We start from the raw sequence: 19,041 nt of genomic DNA on the forward strand, positions 1-19,041 counted from the left end.
GGGAGTCCCCTGTGGGTAGGAATGCAGCGGACAGTCGGGCTACGCACCCGTAACCTACGGCGTCGTAAGTATGGCAGCGAGAAGGCCCGCCACACGAGAGGCCGACGGACCTGGCACGGACCGGCGCCGTACGGGGTAGGGGACAGGGAGCGCACCCCGCACGTACCCGCCATGAACGGCGGGTACCTCTCGGGGCGCGAACAGCACCGACAGCACGGACACCTATCCTGGAGAGGTCGGACAGCGCGGTCCGCACCCTGCCACCCGGGGGGTTGCGTCAGCACCGCTGCCAGCCGCGGGCCCCGGATCCCGTGCTCAACCACTGCAAGGAGCCGCACACTGTGAGCAGTGCCGACCAGACCCCTGCCGCCAGCCCCGAGCTGCGCGCCGACATCCGCCGCCTCGGCGACCTGCTGGGCGAGACCCTCGTACGCCAGGAGGGCCAGGAGCTCCTCGACCTCGTCGAGCGCGTCCGCGCCCTGACCCGTACCGACGGCGAGGCCGCGGCCGAGCTCCTCGGCGACACGGACCTGGAGACCGCCGCACAGCTCGTGCGGGCCTTCTCCACCTACTTCCACCTCGCCAACGTCACCGAGCAGGTCCACCGCGCCCACGAGATGCGCGACCGGCGCGCCGCCGAGGGCGGGCTCCTCGCCCGGACCGCCGACCGGCTCAAGGACGCGGACCCCGAGCACCTGCGCGAGACCGTCAAGAACCTCAACGTACGGCCCGTCTTCACCGCGCACCCCACAGAAGCCGCGCGGCGCTCCGTACTGAACAAGCTGCGCCGCATCGCCGCACTCCTGGAGACCCCGGTCATCGAGGCCGACCGGCGCCGCCAGGACATCCGGCTCGCCGAGAACATCGACCTCATCTGGCAGACCGACGAGCTGCGCGTGGTCCGCCCGGAGCCCGCCGACGAGGCCCGCAACGCCATCTACTACCTCGACGAACTCCACGCCAACGCCGTGGGCGACGTCCTGGAGGACCTGGCCGCCGAACTGGAGCGCGTCGGCGTCGAACTGCCCGCCGGCACCCGCCCCCTCACCTTCGGCACCTGGATCGGCGGCGACCGCGACGGCAACCCCAACGTGACGCCCGCCGTCACCTGGGAGGTGCTGATCCTCCAGCACGAGCACGGCATCACCGACGCCCTCGAACTCGTCGACCAGCTGCGCGGGCTGCTCTCCAACTCCATCCGCTACACCGGAGCCACCGACGAGCTCCTCACCTCCCTCCAGGCCGACCTGGAAGCGCTCCCCGAGATCAGCCCCCGCTACAAGCGGCTGAACGCCGAGGAGCCCTACCGCCTCAAGGCCACCTGCATCCGGCAGAAGCTCGTCAACACCCGCGAGCGCCTCGCCGCCGGCACCCCGCACCGCCCCGGCTGCGACTACCTGGGCACCGCCGGACTCATCGCCGACCTGGCCCTCATCCAGACCTCGCTGCGCGAGCACAAGGGCGGCATCGTCGCCGACGGCCGGATGGACCGCACCATCCGCACGCTCAACGCCTTCGGCCTCCAGCTCGCCACGATGGACGTACGCGAACACGCCGACGCCCACCACCACGCGCTGGGCCAGCTCTTCGACCGCCTCGGCGAGGAGTCCTGGCGCTACGCCGACATGCCGCGCGACTACCGGCAGAAGCTCCTCGCCAAGGAGCTCCGCTCCCGTCGCCCGCTCGCCCCGACCCCGGCCCCGCTGGACGCCGCGGGCGAGAAGACCCTCGGCGTCTTCCACACCATCAGCCAGGCCTTCGAGCGCTTCGGCCCCGAAGTCATCGAGTCCTACATCATCTCGATGTGCCAGGGCGCCGACGACGTCTTCGCCGCGGCCGTCCTCGCCCGCGAGGCCGGACTGCTCGACCTGCACGGCGGCTGGGCCAAGATCGGCATCGTGCCGCTCCTGGAGACCACCGACGAGCTCAAGGCCGCCGACGTCATCCTCGACGAGATGCTCGCCGACCCGTCCTACCGCCGCCTCGTCTCGCTCCGCGGCGACGTCCAGGAGGTCATGCTCGGCTACTCCGACTCCTCCAAGTTCGGCGGCATCACCACCTCCCAGTGGGAGATCCACCGCGCCCAGCGCCGGCTGCGCGACGTCGCCCACCGCTACGGCGTACGCCTGCGCCTCTTCCACGGCCGCGGCGGCACCGTCGGCCGCGGCGGCGGCCCCTCGCACGACGCGATCCTCGCGCAGCCGTGGGGCACGCTGGAGGGCGAGATCAAGGTGACCGAGCAGGGCGAGGTCATCTCCGACAAGTACCTCATCCCGGCGCTCGCCCGCGAGAACCTGGAGCTGACCGTCGCGGCCACCCTCCAGGCCTCCGCGCTGCACACCGCACCCCGCCAGTCCGACGAGGCCCTGGCCCGCTGGGACGCGGCCATGGACACCGTCTCGGACGCCGCCCACGCCGCGTACCGCAAGCTGGTCGAGGACCCCGACCTGCCGACGTACTTCCTCGCCTCCACCCCGGTGGACCAGCTCGCCGACCTGCACCTGGGCTCGCGGCCCTCCCGCCGCCCCGGCTCGGGAGTCTCGCTCGACGGCCTGCGCGCCATCCCGTGGGTCTTCGGCTGGACCCAGTCACGGCAGATCGTGCCCGGCTGGTACGGCGTCGGCTCCGGCCTCAAGGCACTGCGCGAGGCCGGCCTGGACACCGTCCTGGAAGAGATGCACGAACACTGGCACTTCTTCCAGAACTTCCTCTCCAACGTCGAGATGACCCTCGCCAAGACCGACCTGCGCATCGCCCGGCACTACGTCGACACCCTCGTCCCCGACGAGCTCAAGCACGTCTTCGACGACATCGAGGCCGAGCACGCGCTGACCGTCAGCGAAGTCCTCAAGATCACCGGCAACACCGAACTGCTCGGCACCAGCCCGGTGCTCCAGCAGACCTTCGCCATCCGCGACGCCTACCTGGACCCGATCTCCTACCTCCAGGTGTCCCTGCTGGCCCGCCAGCGCCAGGCGGCCGAACGCGGCGAGGAAGCCGACCCGCTGCTCGCCCGCGCCCTGCTGCTCACCGTCAACGGTGTCGCGGCCGGACTGCGCAACACCGGCTGATCAAGACCGGCTGATCGACGCTGCCTGATCGAAGCGGTCGCGGGCGGGGTCCTCTCACAGGGCGATGAACGTCGCCACGAGCAGGGCCCCGCCCGCGATCCCGGCACCCCAGCCGATCCGGGGCAGCCGCAGACCGCCGCCGATCACCAGCCCGGCCAGCACCAGCGCCCCGCCCAGCGGCATCCACGCATGGAGGAAACCCGGCGTCCCGGTGCGTACGACCTCGAAGGTGCCCGGCTTCACGACGACGGGGAAACGGTCACCCTTCTTCGCCGCGACGGACTTCTCGACCGACACCCGGGAGCGCCCGGACCCGCCGTCGGTCGGCGTGTAGGGACCCGTGCAGACCTCGCTGCCGCACCCCGTGACCGTCATCGTCCCGTGCTCACGACCCTTCGCCAGCACGATGTGATGCGCCGAGTCCCACGAGGACAGCACACCCGCGACGAGCAACAGCAGGACGACACAGCCGAGCGCCGCGCTGCGGCCGTACTGCAGGGCACGGTGGGAGGAGCTGCGCTTCATGGGGGCCGATCTTTGGCCAGGGCCCTGCGGTCGGTCAAGCTGTGGCCGAAAACAGCCCGATTACCGGCGGGTATGTCGGGATTCGCGCCCGCCCGCGCGGCTCAGGAGTTGTACGCGCTCTGCGCCCGCTCCAGCCCCTCCGCCAGCAGACACTCCACCGAGTCCGCCGCCCGGTCCACCAGGAACGCGAGCTCCTTGCGCTCCGTGGACGAGAAGTCCTTCAGTACGAAGTCCGCCACCTGCATCCGCCCCGGCGGACGCCCGATCCCGAACCGGATCCGGTGATAGTCGGGCCCCATCGACTTCGTCATCGACTTCAGTCCGTTGTGACCGTTGTCGCCACCGCCCAGTTTCAGCCGCAGCGTCCCGTAGTCGACGTCCAGCTCGTCATGGACCGCCACGACGTGGTCGAGCGGCACCTTGTAGAAGTCGCGCAGCGCCGAGACCGGGCCGCCCGACAGGTTCATGTACGACATCGGCTTGGCCACGACCACCCGGCGGCTCAGCGGTCCGGGCGGACCGATCCGGCCCTCCAGCACCTGCGCCTGCGCCTTGGGCGCCCGCTTGAACTTCCCGCCGATGCGCTCCGCGAGCAGGTCGGCGACCATGAAGCCCACGTTGTGGCGGTTCGCCGCGTACTCGGGACCGGGATTGCCCAGGCCCACGATCAGCCAGGGGTCATTGGCGTCGGACATCGCGCTGGGTCTCCTCGCGTACGGGCGGGTGGCAGACAGGGAAACGGGGCAGCGGCCTCCTTGCGGAGATCCGCCACCCCGTCAGTCAAGCAGGTGGGGCGAGAATCAGGCCTCGGTGGTCGCGGCCTCGGTGCCCTCGGCGGCCGGCTCCTCGGCCTGCGCGGCGACGACCTGGAGCACGACGGCGTCCTCGTCACCGGCCAGCACGGAACCCGCGGGGAGCGGGACGTCCTTGGCGAGGATCGAGTCGCCGGCGTCCAGGCCCGCGATGGAGACCGTGACGGACTCGGGGATGTGGGTGGCCTCGGCCTCGACGAGCAGGGTGTTCTGCACGTACTCGAGCAGGTTGCCGCCCGGGGCCAGCTCGCCCTCGACGTGCACCGCGATCTCGACCTCGACCTTTTCGCCGCGCTTCACGGTCAGCAGGTCGACGTGCTCGATGTTGCCCTTGAGGGCGTTGCGCTGCACGGCCTTCGGGATGACCAGGGCGTCCTTGCCGTCGATCTCGAGACCGATGAGGACGTTGGCGGTACGGAGCGCGAGGTGCAGCTCGTGGGCCGGCAGCGTGATGTGGACCGCGTCGGCGCCGTGGCCGTAGATGACCGCGGGGACCAGGTTGGCACGACGGGTACGGCGGGCAGCGCCCTTGCCGAACTCGGAACGGACCGCGGCGTTGAGCTTGATCTCGGCCATGACTGCACTCCTCGTAAGGTGACAAAACTGCGGATGGTCACCCGGCCCACGACAGGCCTGCTACGAAGAGCGCGTCGATAACGGACCGCCGTACCTATGAGTACGGCCTCCCTCGCCGAGCAACTCGCTGAGTCTACCCGGCGGGGAGGCCGCACCCAAAGTGGATCTTCTGTGACGCTCGTGCGCCTACTGCTGCCTACTGCTCCTCGAAGAGGCTCGTCACCGAACCGTCCTCGAACACCTCACGCACCGCGCGCGCGATCGTCGGCGCGATCGAGAGCACCGTGATCTTGTCGAGCTCCAGCTCGCCCGGGGTCGGCAGGCTGTCCGTGAAGACGAACTCGCTGACCTTCGAGTTCTTCAGCCGGTCGGCGGCCGGACCCGAGAGCACACCGTGCGTGGCCGTCACTATGACGTCCTCGGCACCGTGGGCGAACAGGGCGTCCGCGGCGGCGCAGATCGTGCCGCCGGTGTCGATCATGTCGTCGACCAGGACACAGACCCGGCCCTTCACGTTGCCCACGACCTCGTGGACGCTGACCTGGTTGGGCACGTCCTTGTCGCGGCGCTTGTGCACGATCGCCAGCGGGGCGTCCAGACGGTCGCACCAGCGGTCGGCGACACGGACCCGGCCGGCGTCCGGCGAGACGATCGTCAGCTTCGAGCGGTCGACCTTGGCACCGACGTAGTCGGCCAGGATCGGCAGCGCGAAGAGGTGGTCGACCGGGCCGTCGAAGAAGCCCTGGATCTGGTCGGTGTGCAGATCGACGGTGAGGATGCGGTCCGCACCCGCCGTCTTCATCAGGTCCGCGATCAGACGCGCCGAGATCGGCTCGCGGCCGCGGTGCTTCTTGTCCTGACGGGCGTAGCCGTAGAACGGCACGATGACCGTGATGGAGCGGGCCGACGCGCGCTTCAGCGCGTCCAGCATGATCAGCTGCTCCATGATCCACTTGTTGATCGGAGCCGTGTGGCTCTGGATCAGGAAGCAGTCGGCGCCGCGGGCGGACTCCTGGAAGCGGACGTAGATCTCACCGTTGGCGAAATCGAAGGCCTTCGTCGGCACGAGGCCCACACCCAGTTGGTGCGCAACCTCCTCGGCCAGCTCGGGGTGGGCGCGGCCGGAGAAGAACATCAGTTTCTTCTCGCCGGTCGTCTTGATCCCGGTCACAGCACAGTCTCCTCAGACGTGTATCTGGCGCTGCACGCAGATGTCCCGATGTGCAACGAGCCAGCCGAAATGGGGTGAGCATCTATCACGGTACGCCGTGCGCGGCGCACCTGTTTCCGGTCAGCTTTCGCTGCCGGTGTCCTCCGCCGAGGCCTGGGCAGCCTGCGCGGCCGCGCTGCCGGGACGCTTACGGGCCACCCAACCCTCGATATTCCTTTGCTGGCCGCGGGCCACGGCCAGCGAACCGGCCGGCACGTCCTTCGTGATGACGGAGCCCGCCGCGGTGTAGACGCCGTCCCCGACCGTGACAGGCGCCACAAACATATTGTCCGAACCGGTACGGCAGTGCGAGCCGATCGTCGTGTGGTGCTTGTTCACGCCGTCGTAGTTCACGAAGACGCTGGCCGCACCGATGTTGGTGTGGTCGCCGATCGTCGCGTCACCGACATACGACAGGTGGGGGACCTTCGTCCCCTCCCCGATCGTGGCGTTCTTCATCTCCACGTACGTACCGGCCTTGGCCTTCGCGCCCAGCTTCGTGCCCGGCCGCAGATAGGCGTACGGGCCGACCAGCGCGCCCGGACCGACCTCGGCCCCGTCCGCGACGGTGTTGTCCACCCGCGCGCCCGCGTGGACGACGGTGTCCGTCAGCCGCGAGTTCGGGCCGACCTCGGCGTCCTCCGCGAGATGCGTCGCACCCAGCAGCTGCGTACCCGGGTGCACGATCGCGTCCCGCTCGTACGTGACCGTGACGTCGATCAGCGTCGACGCCGGATCCACCACCGTCACACCCGCCGTCATGGCCCGCTCCAGCAGCCGCTGGTTCAGCAGCCGGCGGGCCTCGGCGAGCTGCACCCGGTTGTTGATCCCGAGGATCTCCCGGTGGTCCCCGGCGACCGAGGCGCCGACCCGGTGCCCGGCCTCGCGCAGGATCGACAGCACGTCGGTGAGGTACTCCTCGCCCTGGCTGTTGTCCGTGCGCACCTTGCCGAGCGCGTCCGTGAGCAGGCGCCCGTCGAACGCGAACACCCCGGAGTTGATCTCCCGGATCGCGCGCTGCGCGTCCGTGGCGTCCTTGTGCTCGACGATCTCGGTGACCGCGCCGGTCGCCGCGTCGCGCACGATCCGGCCGTACCCGGTGGAGTCGGGGACCTCGGCGCTGAGCACGGTGACGGCGTTGCCGTCGGCGGTGTGGGTGGCGGCGAGCGCGGCGAGGGTCTCGCCGCACAGCAGCGGGGTGTCGCCGCAGACGACGATCACGGTGCCCTCGACGGTCCCGCCCAGCTCGTCGAGCCCGACGCGCACCGCGTTCCCGGTGCCCTTCTGCTCGGCCTGGTAGGCGGTGCGCACCTGGGCGTCCGCGGCGGTGAGGTGGGCGGTGACCTGCTCGCTCGCGTGGCCGACGACCACGACGAGGTGCTGCGGGTCCAGCTCGCGGGAGGCGGCGACGACATGTCCGACGAGCGAGCGCCCGGAGATCTCGTGCAGGACCTTGGGGGTCTTCGACTTCATACGGGTGCCCTCACCCGCTGCGAGGACGACGACGGCTGCCGGGCGTACGGAGCTCACGGATAGGCCCTTCGGCTTCGGGTGATGGACATCCGCAGGATACCGGGGGGCGCTGGACCGGACATGGGTGCGGGCCCCGACCGGTTGGGTCGGGGCCCGCAGCGCTGAGCTCCCCCACCAGGACTTGAACCCGGACAAATAGCACCAAAAGCTACTGTGCTGCCAATTACACCATGGGGGAATAAAGCCGACGGAACCGGACATTGCGCCAGGCTGTCGGATTGGCACGGAACACTATGCCGTACCACCAGCCCTCAACGCGACGGTATAGGCACGACGTGCTGTGCAGGTCACCCGAAAATGAGGTGCGCCCGCCCGTACGCTGGACGTCATGACCGCAACGGGGGCAGACCGGGAAGCGGCGGGGCCGACCACCCGCGGCTACTGGTGGTGGGAACGGCGACGGAGCGTCGCACTGGATGGGGGACTGGCGCTGGTTTCGGCGCTGGAGTGTGCGCTGGAAGGGGTGGAGTTCGCGGGGAACACCGGGCTGCCGGTGCCGCTGGGGGTGGTGTTCGGGCTGGTCGCGGGGGCCGTGCTGCTGGTGCGGCGGAAGTGGCCGATCGCGGTGGTGCTCGTGTCGATCGCGACGACGCCGGCCGAGATGGGCTTCCTGATGGGCCTGGTCGGCCTGTACACGCTGGCCGCCTCCGATGTACCGCGGCGGATCACCGCGGTGCTGATGAGCATGCAGCTGGTGGGGACGTTCATCGTCACCTACGTGCGGCTGCGGCAGGGCGTCGACGCCGACGCGGACTTCGGGCCCGGTGACTGGTACGTCCCGATGCTGTCCCTCTTCATGGCGGTGGGCCTGACCGCGCCACCGGTGCTGTTCGGCCTCTACACAGGGGCGCGGCGCCGGCTGATGGAGAGCCTGCGGGAGCGGGCGGATTCGCTGGAGCGGGAGCTGTCGCTGCTCGCGGACCGGGCGGAGGAGCGGGCGGAGTGGGCGCGTACGGAGGAGCGGAACCGGATCGCCCGGGAGATGCATGACGTGGTCGCGCACCGGGTGAGCCTGATGGTGGTCCACGCGGCGGCCCTGCAGGCGGTGGCACCGAAGGATCCGGCGAAGGCGGTGCGCAACGCGGCGCTGGTCGGTGACATGGGGCGGCAGGCGCTGACGGAGCTGCGCGAGATGCTCGGCGTGCTGCGTACCGGGGAGCCGATGGTGGCGCGGGTGACGCAGGTGCCGCTGGCTTCTGTGGGGCGGCGTGCGGTGCCGGTGGCGACGGAGGACGGGCCGCGGCTGGACGAGATGGAGACGCTCGTGGGGGAGTCGCGGGCGGCGGGGATGACGGTGGAGCTGTCGGTGGAGGGCGAGGCGCGTGGTTATGCGCCGGAGGTCGAGCAGACGGCGTACCGGGTGGTGCAGGAGGCCCTGACGAACGTGCACAAGCACGCGGCGGGCGCGAAGACCTGGGTGCGGCTGGCGCACCGGGCCTCCGAGGTCGCCATGCAGGTGGAGAACGGTCCGTCGGACGCGGCCACGGCGGACGCGGGGCTGCCCAGCGGGGGCAACGGGCTGCTCGGCATGCGGGAGCGCGTGCTGGGGCTGGGAGGCGTCTTCGTGTCCGGTCCGACGGATGCGGGCGGCTTCCGGGTGTCGGCGGTCCTGCCGGACGTCGACGCGGCGTGACGGTGCCGAGTTCTCAGCCCGAGATCAGGCGTTCCGGCTGGATGCCGGTGACGAGTGTGGCGAGGGCGCCGTCGATGTCGGGTCCGAGGTACCAGTCGCCGGTGTGGTCGATGCTGTAGACCCGTCCGTCCGTGTCGATGGCGAGGACGGCCTGTCCGTCTCCTTCTTCGCCCAGGGGCGCGACCTCGGTTTCCAGGGCGCGTCCGAGGTCTCCCAGGGTGCGGGCCAGGTGGAGTCCGCTCAGTGGGTCGATCCGTACGGACGGCGGTGCGATCTGGCGTCCGGGTGCGGTGGCGGTGATGTGCAGTCCGCCGAATTCGGCCCACGCCTCCACCGCGGCGGGGAAGACGGCGTGCTGGTGTCCGGCGGGCGAGGCGTGGGAGCGCAGGGCGTCGGCCCACTCCTCGGCCTGGCGGATGTCCCAGCGGCCGGGCTGCCAGCCGGCGGCGCGCAGGGCGGCGTCGACGGCGACGGGGAAGCGGGTGGAGGTGTGGCGGTCGTGGTCGGCCGGGCCGGTTTGTGCGGGCAGGTCGGTTCGGTCGCGCATGGGGGCGTGGTCAGCCCTTCTCGGCGGTGGTCGCCGTTCCGGTCGTGGTGAGGTCGACGGGACGTACGCCGAAGTGGGCGAGCATGACGGAGCAGGAGCGGCAGGGGGCCGCGTAGCTGCCGTGGAGGGGGTCGCCGTCCTCGCGGATGCGGCGTGCGGTGAGCCGGGCGTGCTTGAGCGCGCGCCGGGCCTCGCCGTTGGTGAGGGGCTTGCGCTGGGCTCGCTTGGAGCGGCCGCTCTCGGCGGCGGTGAGGTGCCGGGAAAGCAGTATGGCCTCGGGGCAGCGGCCGGTGAAGCGTTCGCGCTGTCCGCTGGGGAGGGTGTCGAGGAAGTCCTGGACGAGGTGGTGGAGTACGGGTGGCTGGTCGCCCTTGCCCGCGGTGCAGGTGAGCGTTTCACCGCGTACGGACAGCGCTGCGGCCACCGCGGGCAGGATGCCGTCGCGGCGGTGGGTCAGCCGGGGTGTGTGCCCGGTCTCGTTGCTGCTCCAGCTGAGTCGTGGGTCCCCGGTGGTGACGGTCTGTGCAGAGTGTGCGGTGTGCATGGTGCTGTGTCCCTCCCGTGCCCGCAGCGGCTGCTGCCGAATGTGCACGCCCCCGTGTATGCGGGTGACAGCCTGCCAAATGTGTCGGGTCCTGTGAAAGCTGGGTCGGTGAAACGTGTCTGCGTGTCGCGATTCGGTGGCCTGTTCGTCGCCCGTCCGTCACTCCGTTGTGACGGTTGGTGACGGATGTGGCCGGGGGACGGAGGGGCGGGGTCTGTTACGGGCTCACCGCATAGGCTGTGCCTGGACCGCCCCCGTGGGCAGGTCGGTCCTCATCAGCCAGACGCAGCAGGGGGCAACCGCCATGACGACAGGTCGGCTCGGGCAGCAAGCCGCGCCACCGAACGCGGCCTACGCCGGGCAGCTCGTGCACTTCCCGGACCCGGTCCGGGCGTCCCGCCACCCCAGAGGTGTGCGCATGGACGGGAACGGCTGTCCGGACTTCGCGCCGTACGCGCGCGCCGCCGCGGAGATCGCCGAGCCCCCGCAGGGCTTCGGTGTGGACGAGCTGCGGCTCACGGACTACGTGTCGGCGAACGCGGCGCTGGCGGCGAGCGGGCACGAGCTGTGGGACACGATTCCCGCGGTGGCCACTCCGCACGGCTGGACCTGGCATCACGTGCCGGGTGGCCGGCGGATGGAGCTCGTTCCGGTCGAGGTGAAGGCGTTGCTGCGGCATCACGGTGGCCTGGCGACGACCGCGGTGGACCAGAACAAGCGGGGTACGCGCCCGCTGCAGGAGACCCGCCCCGCTCATTTCCGGTTGCCGAAGGGTGCCGTGGCGGTGAGCGAGCAGCAGATCCAGGGCGTCGAGGAGGATCTCGGCTACCGGCTGCCCGGTGCGTACCGCTCGTTCCTCAAGGCGGCCGGCGGCTCGGCCCCGGTGGGTGCGGCGCTGGACGCGGAGCTCGGTCTCCTGGTCGACCAGCCGTTCTTCACGGTGCGTGAGGAAGCCGGTGTGAACGACCTGGTGTACGTGAACAAGTGCCTGCGGGACCATCTGACCAAGGACTATCTCGGCGTCGGTTTCGTCCAGGGCGGCATTCTCGCGGTGAAGGTCCGGGGGGATGGCATCGGTTCGGTCTGGTTCTGTGCGTACGACGATGCGCGTGACCAGGACGGCTGGAGCGTGCAGGAACGGGTGGACCGGCTGCTGTTGCCGTGCGGCGCTGATTTCGACGCGTTCCTCCAGCGTCTCGCGGGCAATCCGCCGGAGCTGGAGACGGTGGCGAACCTGATGGTGGACGGCGGCTTCGCGCGTGCCGTCCCGGTGGAGGGGTGAGCGCGATGGTGACCTTTGCGCAGGCGCAGGAGCGCGCGGACGAGTGGGTCAACGGTGACGTTGCGGCGTACCAGCACCGGGAGGTGCGGGTCCGTGAGTTCGAGCTGGGTTTCGTGGTGTGGGCCGAGGACCGTGCCGAGGGCCCGGTGTCGGACGGTGGCCGGCAGCGGCTGGTGATCGCCCGGGACAGTGGCGAGGCGACGTTGTGGCCGGGGCTGCCGGTGGGTGAGGTGATCCGGCGGTACGAGGAGGAGTACGGGTCGTTGGACGGTGCGCCGCCGGCCCCCGAGCCGCCGCAGCGTATCGATCTGAATCAGACGTCGTTCCTGTTGAGCCCGCCGGAGTGGCTCCAGGAGGCGGCGGACAAGCTGGGTATCCCGGACCGGCGGGCGGAAGCGGCGGGTCAGGCACCTTCGCCCGCGCCCGCACCCCCGGTCCCTTCGCCTTCCGCGCAGGGCGGGCCCGTTCCGTATGAGCCCACCGCTTCCTCGGCTGTGCAGGCGTCCGCGCCGCAGCCGCCCGTCGGGGCCACTCCGTGGGCGGGTACCGACACGAACGCGGGTTCCGACGAGGGCGAGGTGGGGTTGCCCGCCACCGTGTTCGCGCCGCCGCTCTCGGGTGCGGACGACGAGGGTGCGCCGCGCCGGGTGGTGCCGGCCGATGCGCCGACTGCGCTGATGTCGGGTGGCAGTCAGCTGCCTCCGACGGCGATCGTTCCGGGCCTGCCCCCGCGGGCCCCGGCCCCGGCCGCGCCCGTGCACGGTGGTCCCGGCGCTCCGCCGCCTCCTGCGCCGAGCAGCCCTGCGCCGAACCGTGTCGCCGGTCGTGGGCCTCGCGGGGGTGTCGGTGACATCTCGGACGAGGCGACCAGCAAGGCCGTCGTTCCCCCGCGCGGTGCCCGTGGTGGCGGCTCGACGACTCCGCCGCCGCCCGGTGCCCCGGGTACTCCGGGTGCCCGCCCGGGTGGTGTGCCGCTGCCGCCGCCTTCGGGGCCGGGTACGCCGGGTGCTCCGGCGGGTGGGTATGTGCCGACGCAGCTGGTGTCGCAGCTCGGTCCGCCCGGTGCGCCGCAGCCTCCGGCTCCGCCGGCTCCGCCCGGTTCCACGCCGCCGCCCGGTGGTGGCGATGTGCACCATGCGGCGACGATGTTCGCCGAGCCGGGCTCGGTCGGTCCGTCGGCTCCGCGCCCGCCCGGGGCTCCGGGTGCTCCGGGTGCGCCGCAGCCTCCGGCTCCGCCCGGTTCCACGCCGCCGCCCGCCGCGGGCAGCGTGCACCATGCCGCGACGATGTTCGCCGAGCCGGTCGGGCCGTCGGCTCCGCGGCCGCCGGGTCCGCCCGGCCCGCCCGGTCCGCCGGGTGTGCCGATGGGCCAGGGCGCGTCGTCGGGCGGGGCCCCCGGTCCCGTACCGCCGCCGGGGCACACTCCGCCGCCGGCGTACGGCTATCCGCAGGCGCCGGCCGGTCAGCCGACCGTCGGTCCCGGCTACCAGGCCGTGCTGCGCTTTCGCGCGCCGGACGGCAGCGAGCAGCAGCTGATCCGTCGTTCGGCGCCGGGTACTCCGCACCCCGAGTGGCAGATGCTGCACGAGCTGCGGGCGATGAACGTGCCGCCGCAGCAGGTCATCGAGCTGCACACGGAGCTGGAGTCGTGCGAGCTGCCGGGTGGATACTGCGCCCGGATGATCCGGGAGACGTGGCCGCAGGTGCGGATCACGAGCGTCGCTCCGTACGGTACGGATCACGCGAGCCGGCAGCAGGGCATGCAGCATCTGCTCACGCATCAGGGGGAGTTGCACCAGGTCGCGGACGGTCCGGCGCGTCCGGCGCCGGTCCGGGCTCCGCTGCCGCAGGTGCCGCCCGCGATGCAGGTGCCGCCGGAGGCGATCGCGGAGGAGATGCTCCAGACATTCGGCCCGCAGGGGGTGCTGCGCTTCGATCAGCGTGCGGTGTCCCGGCAGGGTGTGCCGGAGGTCGTGGCGCGGACGCTGGTGTGGGCGGGGCTGCCTGCCGACTTCGGGCCGTTCTTCTGGGCGCAGCCGGGTCAGCCGGTGGTGCCGACGCTGGCGGAGCTGGCGGCGCAGCGTCAGGTGCAGGCGGCTCCGGATGCGGGGTCGTATCTGGTGATGGGTTCGGACTTCGGCCGGGCGATCTGTGTGCAGTACGGGACGGCGAACATCGTGGCCGTGCCGGTGGAGGCGGGTCCGGGCGGGCAGTCGGTGCCGCCGCAGTTCGTGAATACGGGGCTGCCGGAGTTCGCGCGTTGCATGGCGTTGCTGGGCCGGATGTGGCGGCTGCGGTTCGGGTTGAATCCCGAGCAGGCGGGTCGCTGGACGGTCGATTTCCAGGCGCAGCTGGTGGCGCTCGATCCGGCGGCTCTGGCGTCGCCGGAGAGCTGGTGGTCGGTGCTGCTGGAGCAGATGTGGGACGGGCTGATCTGACGGGCCGTTCTTCGCGGTGGTGCCGGGGTGTGGCGCCCCTTCCCTTAGGGGGAGGGGCGCCACACCCCTTCTGTGGGCTGTGATGCCTGTCGCTTCCGTCCGGAAAGCATCGAATCGATTCCGACTTCTGGGCCAATTGCCGCATCCTTGACGTATTGCTCGATGGTCGGTAGTCGGAAAGAGGCGTCAAGGATGAGTTCTGCACCGGTGTCCGCGCACGGCTTCGTCGGCGTACGGGGTCGTGGTTATCGCCCGGAGCAGGTGGACCGGATGGTGGCCGGGCTGTCGGCGGAGCGGGACGGTGCGCGGGAGCAGGTGGCGCGGCTGACGGAGCTGGCGGAGCGGCTGGTGGCCGAGTCGGCCCGGCTGGACGAGGTCGTTGCCGCGTTGGCGCCGCAGGACTACGCGTCGCTGGGGGAGCGGGCGCAGCAGATTCTGGCGCTTGCCGAGGGTGAGGCGGAGACGGTCCGGGGTGCCGCCCTGGAGGAGTCGCAGGCGCTGCGGGACGAGGCGGATGCGGCGGCACGGACCTTGCGCGAGTCGGCGAGGGCCGATGCGGAGGCGATGCGGTCGGCTGCGACGGGCCATGCCGAGCAGGTGCTGGCCGCTGCCGAGAGCGCGGCGGGAGAGGCGCTGGAGGCGGCCCGGCTGGACGCGGCGCGGACGCGCGAGGAGTCGGATGCCGCGATGGAGGCGACCCGGAGTCGTACGGCGAGTGTGCTGGCCCATCAGGAGCAGGAGCACGCCGAGCGCTGGAAGGCCGGCGAGCAGGAGCTGGCGGATGCCGAGGCGGCGCAGTCGGCGGAGCATGTGGAGCTGATGGAGCGTGCGGAGGCCGGTCTGGCCGCGGCGCGGCGTGTTCTGGCCGAGGCCGAGGAGGCTGCGCGGCACGGCCAGGAGGACGCGGAGGCGCAGGGGGCGGAGCTCATCGCGGGGGCCAGGTCCCGCGCGGAGCGGGTGGTGCGGGAGACGGAACGGATCCTGCGCGAGCACGACGAGGGGCGCGAGGACGTGCAGGCGCACATGGCGCATGTGCGTCACTCGCTGGCGGCGCTGACCGGGCGGGTGGCTCCGGCGGAGGACTGAGGGGCGTCGCGGGGGGCCGGGTCATGGGCCGGGTCAGGGGCGGGGCCAGGGGCGCTGGGAGATCTGCTCGATCCCGGTGTTGAAACGCTTGAGGTAGCCGGCGAAGGCGGCGATCTCGTCGTCCGGCCAGTCCTTCATGACCTGGTCCAGGGACTGGACGACGCGTTCGCGTTCCGCGTCGAGGAGTTCCGTGCCCTTGTCGGTGATGCGGAACTTGCGGGCCATGCCGCCGTCGGGGTCGGCGATGCGGTCGGCCAGTCCGGCGCGGGTGACCGCGGCGGTCTGGCGGTTGAGGGTGGAGGCGTCGAGGCCGAAGGCGTCGCTCAGTTCGCCGTTGGACATGGGGCCCTGGACGCGGAGGCGGCTCAGCAGGGTGTAGGCGCTCCGGTCCAGGAGGGCGTACTTGTGGCGTCCGCCCCGGTGGTCGGCGAGGCTGTGACGCCCGAGCAGCATCTGCTCGTACTCCACCTCTTCTGTGGGCCTCGGCATGTCTGGGGTCTCCTTGCTTCTGCGCCGGCATCGGTCGCGCGTCGGTTCTGAGCGGCGGCCCATGCTCTCACGAGGTGTGTAGTGACCACATAACGTGTATGACACATTGGGCATGTACGATGCACATCGCTGTCCCGGTAGGCGGGACCACGACCCCCCAAGGAGTCCCTCCTCATGGATGCCCCCCGGCCGACAGCCAGATCAGGCGGTGTGATCGCCACGCTCGCCTTCGCGGGCACTGTGGCGGCGGTCATGCAGACCCTGGTCACCCCGCTCATCGCCGAGCTGCCGAAGATCCTCGACACGACCTCCTCCAACGCCGCCTGGGTGATCACGGCCACCCTGCTGGTCTCGGCCGTGTGCGTGCCGGTCTCCGGACGGCTGGGCGACCTGCTGGGCAAGCGCCGGATGCTGCTCGTGTGTGCGGTGCCGCTGTTCGCCGGCTCGGTGGTCTGCGCGCTCTCGTCCACTGTGATCCCCATGATCGTGGGACGTGGTCTGCAGGGCATGGGCATGGGCATGGTGCCGCTCGGCATCGCCCTGCTGCGTGACGTGGTGCCGAAGGAGAAGCTGAGCTCCTCCATCGCGCTGGTCAGCGCCTCCCTGGGTATCGGTGGCGCCCTCGGCCTGCCGATCGCCTCGGCGGTCGCCCAGTACGCGAACTGGCGGGTGCTGTTCTGGGGCTCCGCCGTGCTGGCCCTCGCCATCTTCGTGCTGGTCTGGTTCCTGATCCCGGATGTCCCGGCCGCCGCCAGGGGGCAGCGCTTCGACATGCCCGGCGCCCTCGGCCTGGCCGCCGGTCTGGTCTGCCTGCTCCTCGCCGTCTCCAAGGGCGCCGAGTGGGGCTGGGGCTCCGCGACGACGGTCGGCCTGTTCGTCGCCGCCGTCGTGGTGCTCGTCGCCTGGGGCTTCTGGGAGCTGCGCACCAAGGACCCGCTGGTAGACCTGCGCACCACGGCCCGCCCGCGCGTGCTCATCACCAACCTCGCGTCGCTCTTCGTCGGCTTCGGCATGTACGCCGGCATGCTGATCGCGCCGCAGCTGCTGCAGTTCCCCGAGGCCACCGGTTACGGCCTGGGCCAGTCGATGCTCCAGGCGGGTCTGTGGATGGCCCCCGGCGGCGTCATGATGATGATCGTCTCCCCGCTGGGCGGAAAGCTCACCGACGCCCGCGGTCCGAAGTTCACGCTGATCAGCGGGGTGCTGGTTATCGCCGCCGCCTATGGCCTGGGCATTCTCCTCATGGGCTCCGCCTGGGGCCTGATGCTGTTCCTCATGGTCAGCAGCAGCGGTGTCGGTCTCGCCTACGGTGCGATGCCCGCACTGATCATGAGCTCGGTCCCGGCGTCCGAGACGGCCGCCGCCAACGCGTTCAACACCCTCATGCGCGCACTCGGCACGTCGATCGGTGCGGCCGTGATCGGCGCGGTCCTCGGACAGATGACCACGAAGACGGCCGGCTACACCTTCACCTCCGAGGCCGGGTTCCGTACCGGCCTGATGTTCGGCTGCGGTGTCGCCCTCGTCGCCGTGGTGATCTCGACGTTCATCCCGGCCGTGCGCGCAGCCGCCGCCAACGGCGACAAGGCCGACGAGGCCGTCTCGCCGGAGGTGGCCGCGGCCAAGGGCTGACCCCGCCCGCGGTCCCGTCACAGCCGAACTGCCCGGCTCCGGCCCCTCATCGGGGGCCGGAGCCGGGCAGTTCGGCGTCATGGCCTCCCCGGGGTGGCGTGCTTCGCACCCGGGGAAGCGCTTCTGCGGCGGCCGGAGCTCTACTTGAGATCGAGGAGCTGTTCCAGCGGGTCGATCGCGAAGTACACGAGGAAGAGCGCCGCGGTGATCCAGAGCAGCCAGTGGACCTCACGGGCCTTGCCCAGGCACGCCTTGATGATGACGTAGGTGACGAATCCCGCGCCGATGCCGTTGGTGATGGAGTACGTGAGCGGCATGACGGTGATGGTGAGGAACGCCGGGATGGCAAGGTCGTAGCGGTCCCAGTCGATGTGCTTGACCTGCGTCATCATCAGGAATCCGACCGCGACGAGGGCGGGGGAAGCGGCCTGCATGGGCACGATCGTCAGGACGGGCGCGAAGAAGAGCGCCAGGGCGAACATGCCGCCCGTGACGAGGTTGGCGAAACCGGTGCGGGCGCCCTCACCGACACCTGCGGCGGACTCGACGTAGGTGGTGGCGGACGACGCGGAGGCGGCACCGCCGGCGACCGCTGCCGCACCGTCGATGAGCAGGACCCGGCCCAGGCCCGGCACCTGTCCCCGCTCGTCGAGGAGTCCGGCTTCGGCGGTGACGCCGACGACGGTGCCCATCGTGTCGAAGAAGTCCGACAGGATGAGGGTGAAGATGAGCAGGATGACGGTCAGGACACTGATCTGGCCGAACGAGCCGAACAGGTCGAACTGGCCGAGCAGCCCGAAGTCGGGTGCGGCGACGGGCTTGTCGGGCATGGAGGGGACGGTCAGGCCCCAGGACTTCACGTCGGCGAGCGAGTTGATGACGACGGAGAGAACGGTCATCACGACGATGCTGATGAGGATCGCGCCCTTGACCTTGCGGGCGAGGAGGACGATCGTCATGATCACGCCGAGGCAGAAGACGAGCATGGGCCAGCCCGTGAGGGAGCCGCTGCCGAGCTGGACGGGAACGGTGGTGTTCGCGGCGTCCGGGACACGGGTGACGAACCCGGCGTCGACGAAGCCGATGAACGCGATGAACAGACCGATGCCGACGCTGATGGCCTGCTTGAGGGCCTGCGGGATGGCGTGCATGATCGCCTCGCGCAGACCCGATGCCACGAGTACGCAGATCAGCAGGCCCTCGAGCACGATGAGGCCCATCGCCTCGTCCCAGGCCATGAGGGGGGCGACCTGGTACGCGACGACGGCGTTGATGCCCAGGCCGGCGGCCAGGGCGAGCGGCAGGTTGCCGCCCACACCCATGATCAGGGTCATCACCGCGGCCACGAGGGCGGTCGCGGTCACCAGCTGAACAGTGTCCAGCTGGTCGCCGAACTTGTCCTTCGCGCCGCCGAGAATGATCGGGTTGAGCACGAGGATGTACGCCATGGTGAAGAAGGTGGCGAAGCCGCCGCGAACTTCCCGGCCGTAGGTCGATCCGCGCTCGGTGATGCGGAAGAACCGGTCGAGGGGACCGTCACCGGATCTGGTCGCCGGTATCTCGGCCGGGCTGGTCTTGGTGGGTTGCATGGATACGTCTCCTGGGCCTGCAACGGACAAGGGGGAAGAGGCGGAGCCGCTGCTGCCCGGCACAGGGGACAGGC

15 protein-coding genes and 1 tRNA gene are annotated in these 19,041 nt (G+C 70.9%); 6 read left to right on the forward strand and 10 right to left on the reverse strand.

Going from position 1 to position 19,041, the window contains the following annotated elements; translation table 11 throughout:
* The first annotated feature begins 341 nt into the window (after nucleotides 1-341).
* The gene (ppc, locus tag OG912_RS21035) at nucleotides 342-3,071 is read left to right on the forward strand and encodes a phosphoenolpyruvate carboxylase (protein WP_327710725.1); all 2,730 of its coding nucleotides are present in this window, start codon (nucleotides 342-344) and stop codon (nucleotides 3,069-3,071) included.
* A 54-nt stretch (nucleotides 3,072-3,125) separates the two neighbouring features.
* On the opposite strand, the gene OG912_RS21040 is transcribed toward ppc, so the two are convergent.
* The 6 genes from OG912_RS21040 to OG912_RS21065 all read right to left on the reverse strand — a co-directional run bounded on the left by OG912_RS21040 (nucleotide 3,126) and on the right by OG912_RS21065 (nucleotide 7,905).
* Nucleotides 3,126-3,596 carry a hypothetical protein gene (locus OG912_RS21040; protein ID WP_326736641.1) on the reverse strand — a complete coding sequence of 157 codons (471 nt, stop codon included), beginning with the start codon at nucleotides 3,594-3,596 and terminating at the stop codon, nucleotides 3,126-3,128.
* Between the two features lie 101 nt (nucleotides 3,597-3,697).
* Entirely contained in the window at nucleotides 3,698-4,291 is a 594-nt protein-coding gene (gene pth / locus OG912_RS21045) for an aminoacyl-tRNA hydrolase (RefSeq protein WP_327710727.1), read from the reverse strand.
* Between the two features lie 105 nt (nucleotides 4,292-4,396).
* Nucleotides 4,397-4,984 (reverse strand): 50S ribosomal protein L25/general stress protein Ctc, encoded by a 588-nt coding sequence (locus OG912_RS21050; protein ID WP_327710728.1) that lies wholly within the window; start codon nucleotides 4,982-4,984, stop codon nucleotides 4,397-4,399.
* A 196-nt stretch (nucleotides 4,985-5,180) separates the two neighbouring features.
* On the reverse strand, nucleotides 5,181-6,155 hold the full coding sequence (locus OG912_RS21055) for a ribose-phosphate diphosphokinase (RefSeq protein ID WP_148019072.1): 975 nt from the start codon (nucleotides 6,153-6,155) through the stop codon (nucleotides 5,181-5,183).
* A gap of 120 nt (nucleotides 6,156-6,275) precedes the next feature.
* On the reverse strand, nucleotides 6,276-7,724 hold the full coding sequence (glmU, locus tag OG912_RS21060) for a bifunctional UDP-N-acetylglucosamine diphosphorylase/glucosamine-1-phosphate N-acetyltransferase GlmU (RefSeq protein WP_327710729.1): 1,449 nt from the start codon (nucleotides 7,722-7,724) through the stop codon (nucleotides 6,276-6,278).
* 109 nt (nucleotides 7,725-7,833) lie between these two features.
* Nucleotides 7,834-7,905, reverse strand: a tRNA-Gln gene (locus OG912_RS21065).
* 150 nt (nucleotides 7,906-8,055) lie between these two features.
* Here OG912_RS21065 and OG912_RS21070 point away from each other — a divergent pair.
* Nucleotides 8,056-9,360: a sensor histidine kinase gene (locus OG912_RS21070; protein WP_327710730.1), complete on the forward strand. Its 1,305-nt coding sequence runs from the start codon at nucleotides 8,056-8,058 to the stop codon at nucleotides 9,358-9,360.
* Nucleotides 9,361-9,373: 13 nt separating this feature from the next.
* On the opposite strand, the gene OG912_RS21075 is transcribed toward OG912_RS21070, so the two are convergent.
* On the reverse strand, nucleotides 9,374-9,907 hold the full coding sequence (locus OG912_RS21075; RefSeq protein ID WP_327710731.1) for an SUKH-3 domain-containing protein: 534 nt from the start codon (nucleotides 9,905-9,907) through the stop codon (nucleotides 9,374-9,376).
* A 10-nt stretch (nucleotides 9,908-9,917) separates the two neighbouring features.
* The gene (locus tag OG912_RS21080) at nucleotides 9,918-10,451 is read right to left on the reverse strand and encodes a YwqJ-related putative deaminase (RefSeq protein ID WP_326736635.1); all 534 of its coding nucleotides are present in this window, start codon (nucleotides 10,449-10,451) and stop codon (nucleotides 9,918-9,920) included.
* Nucleotides 10,452-10,755: 304 nt separating this feature from the next.
* Here OG912_RS21080 and OG912_RS21085 point away from each other — a divergent pair, with 304 nt between their 5' ends.
* The 3 genes from OG912_RS21085 to OG912_RS21095 all read left to right on the forward strand — a co-directional run bounded on the left by OG912_RS21085 (nucleotide 10,756) and on the right by OG912_RS21095 (nucleotide 15,257).
* Nucleotides 10,756-11,733 carry an SMI1/KNR4 family protein gene (locus OG912_RS21085; protein ID WP_326736634.1) on the forward strand — a complete coding sequence of 326 codons (978 nt, stop codon included), beginning with the start codon at nucleotides 10,756-10,758 and terminating at the stop codon, nucleotides 11,731-11,733.
* Nucleotides 11,734-11,738: 5 nt separating this feature from the next.
* Nucleotides 11,739-14,171 (forward strand): SUKH-4 family immunity protein, encoded by a 2,433-nt coding sequence (locus OG912_RS21090; RefSeq protein WP_327710732.1) that lies wholly within the window; start codon nucleotides 11,739-11,741, stop codon nucleotides 14,169-14,171.
* Between the two features lie 192 nt (nucleotides 14,172-14,363).
* Nucleotides 14,364-15,257 (forward strand): cellulose-binding protein, encoded by an 894-nt coding sequence (locus tag OG912_RS21095; RefSeq protein WP_327710733.1) that lies wholly within the window; start codon nucleotides 14,364-14,366, stop codon nucleotides 15,255-15,257.
* Nucleotides 15,258-15,290: 33 nt separating this feature from the next.
* Here OG912_RS21095 and OG912_RS21100 read toward each other — a convergent pair whose 3' ends face one another.
* On the reverse strand, nucleotides 15,291-15,746 hold the full coding sequence (locus OG912_RS21100) for a MarR family winged helix-turn-helix transcriptional regulator (RefSeq protein ID WP_327710734.1): 456 nt from the start codon (nucleotides 15,744-15,746) through the stop codon (nucleotides 15,291-15,293).
* A gap of 174 nt (nucleotides 15,747-15,920) precedes the next feature.
* Between OG912_RS21100 and OG912_RS21105 the strand changes: the two genes are divergently transcribed.
* Nucleotides 15,921-17,378, forward strand: a complete 1,458-nt coding sequence (locus OG912_RS21105; protein WP_327710736.1) for an MFS transporter — start codon at nucleotides 15,921-15,923, stop codon at nucleotides 17,376-17,378.
* Between the two features lie 140 nt (nucleotides 17,379-17,518).
* Here the strand turns inward: OG912_RS21105 and OG912_RS21110 are convergent, their stop codons facing one another.
* Nucleotides 17,519-18,967, reverse strand: coding sequence for an NCS2 family permease (locus OG912_RS21110; RefSeq protein ID WP_327710737.1), 1,449 nt, complete (start codon nucleotides 18,965-18,967; stop codon nucleotides 17,519-17,521).
* Nucleotides 18,968-19,041 lie beyond the last annotated feature (74 nt).

The organism is Streptomyces sp. NBC_00464, from assembly GCF_036013915.1.
In the GTDB taxonomy this organism is placed as follows: Bacteria; Actinomycetota; Actinomycetes; order Streptomycetales; family Streptomycetaceae; genus Streptomyces.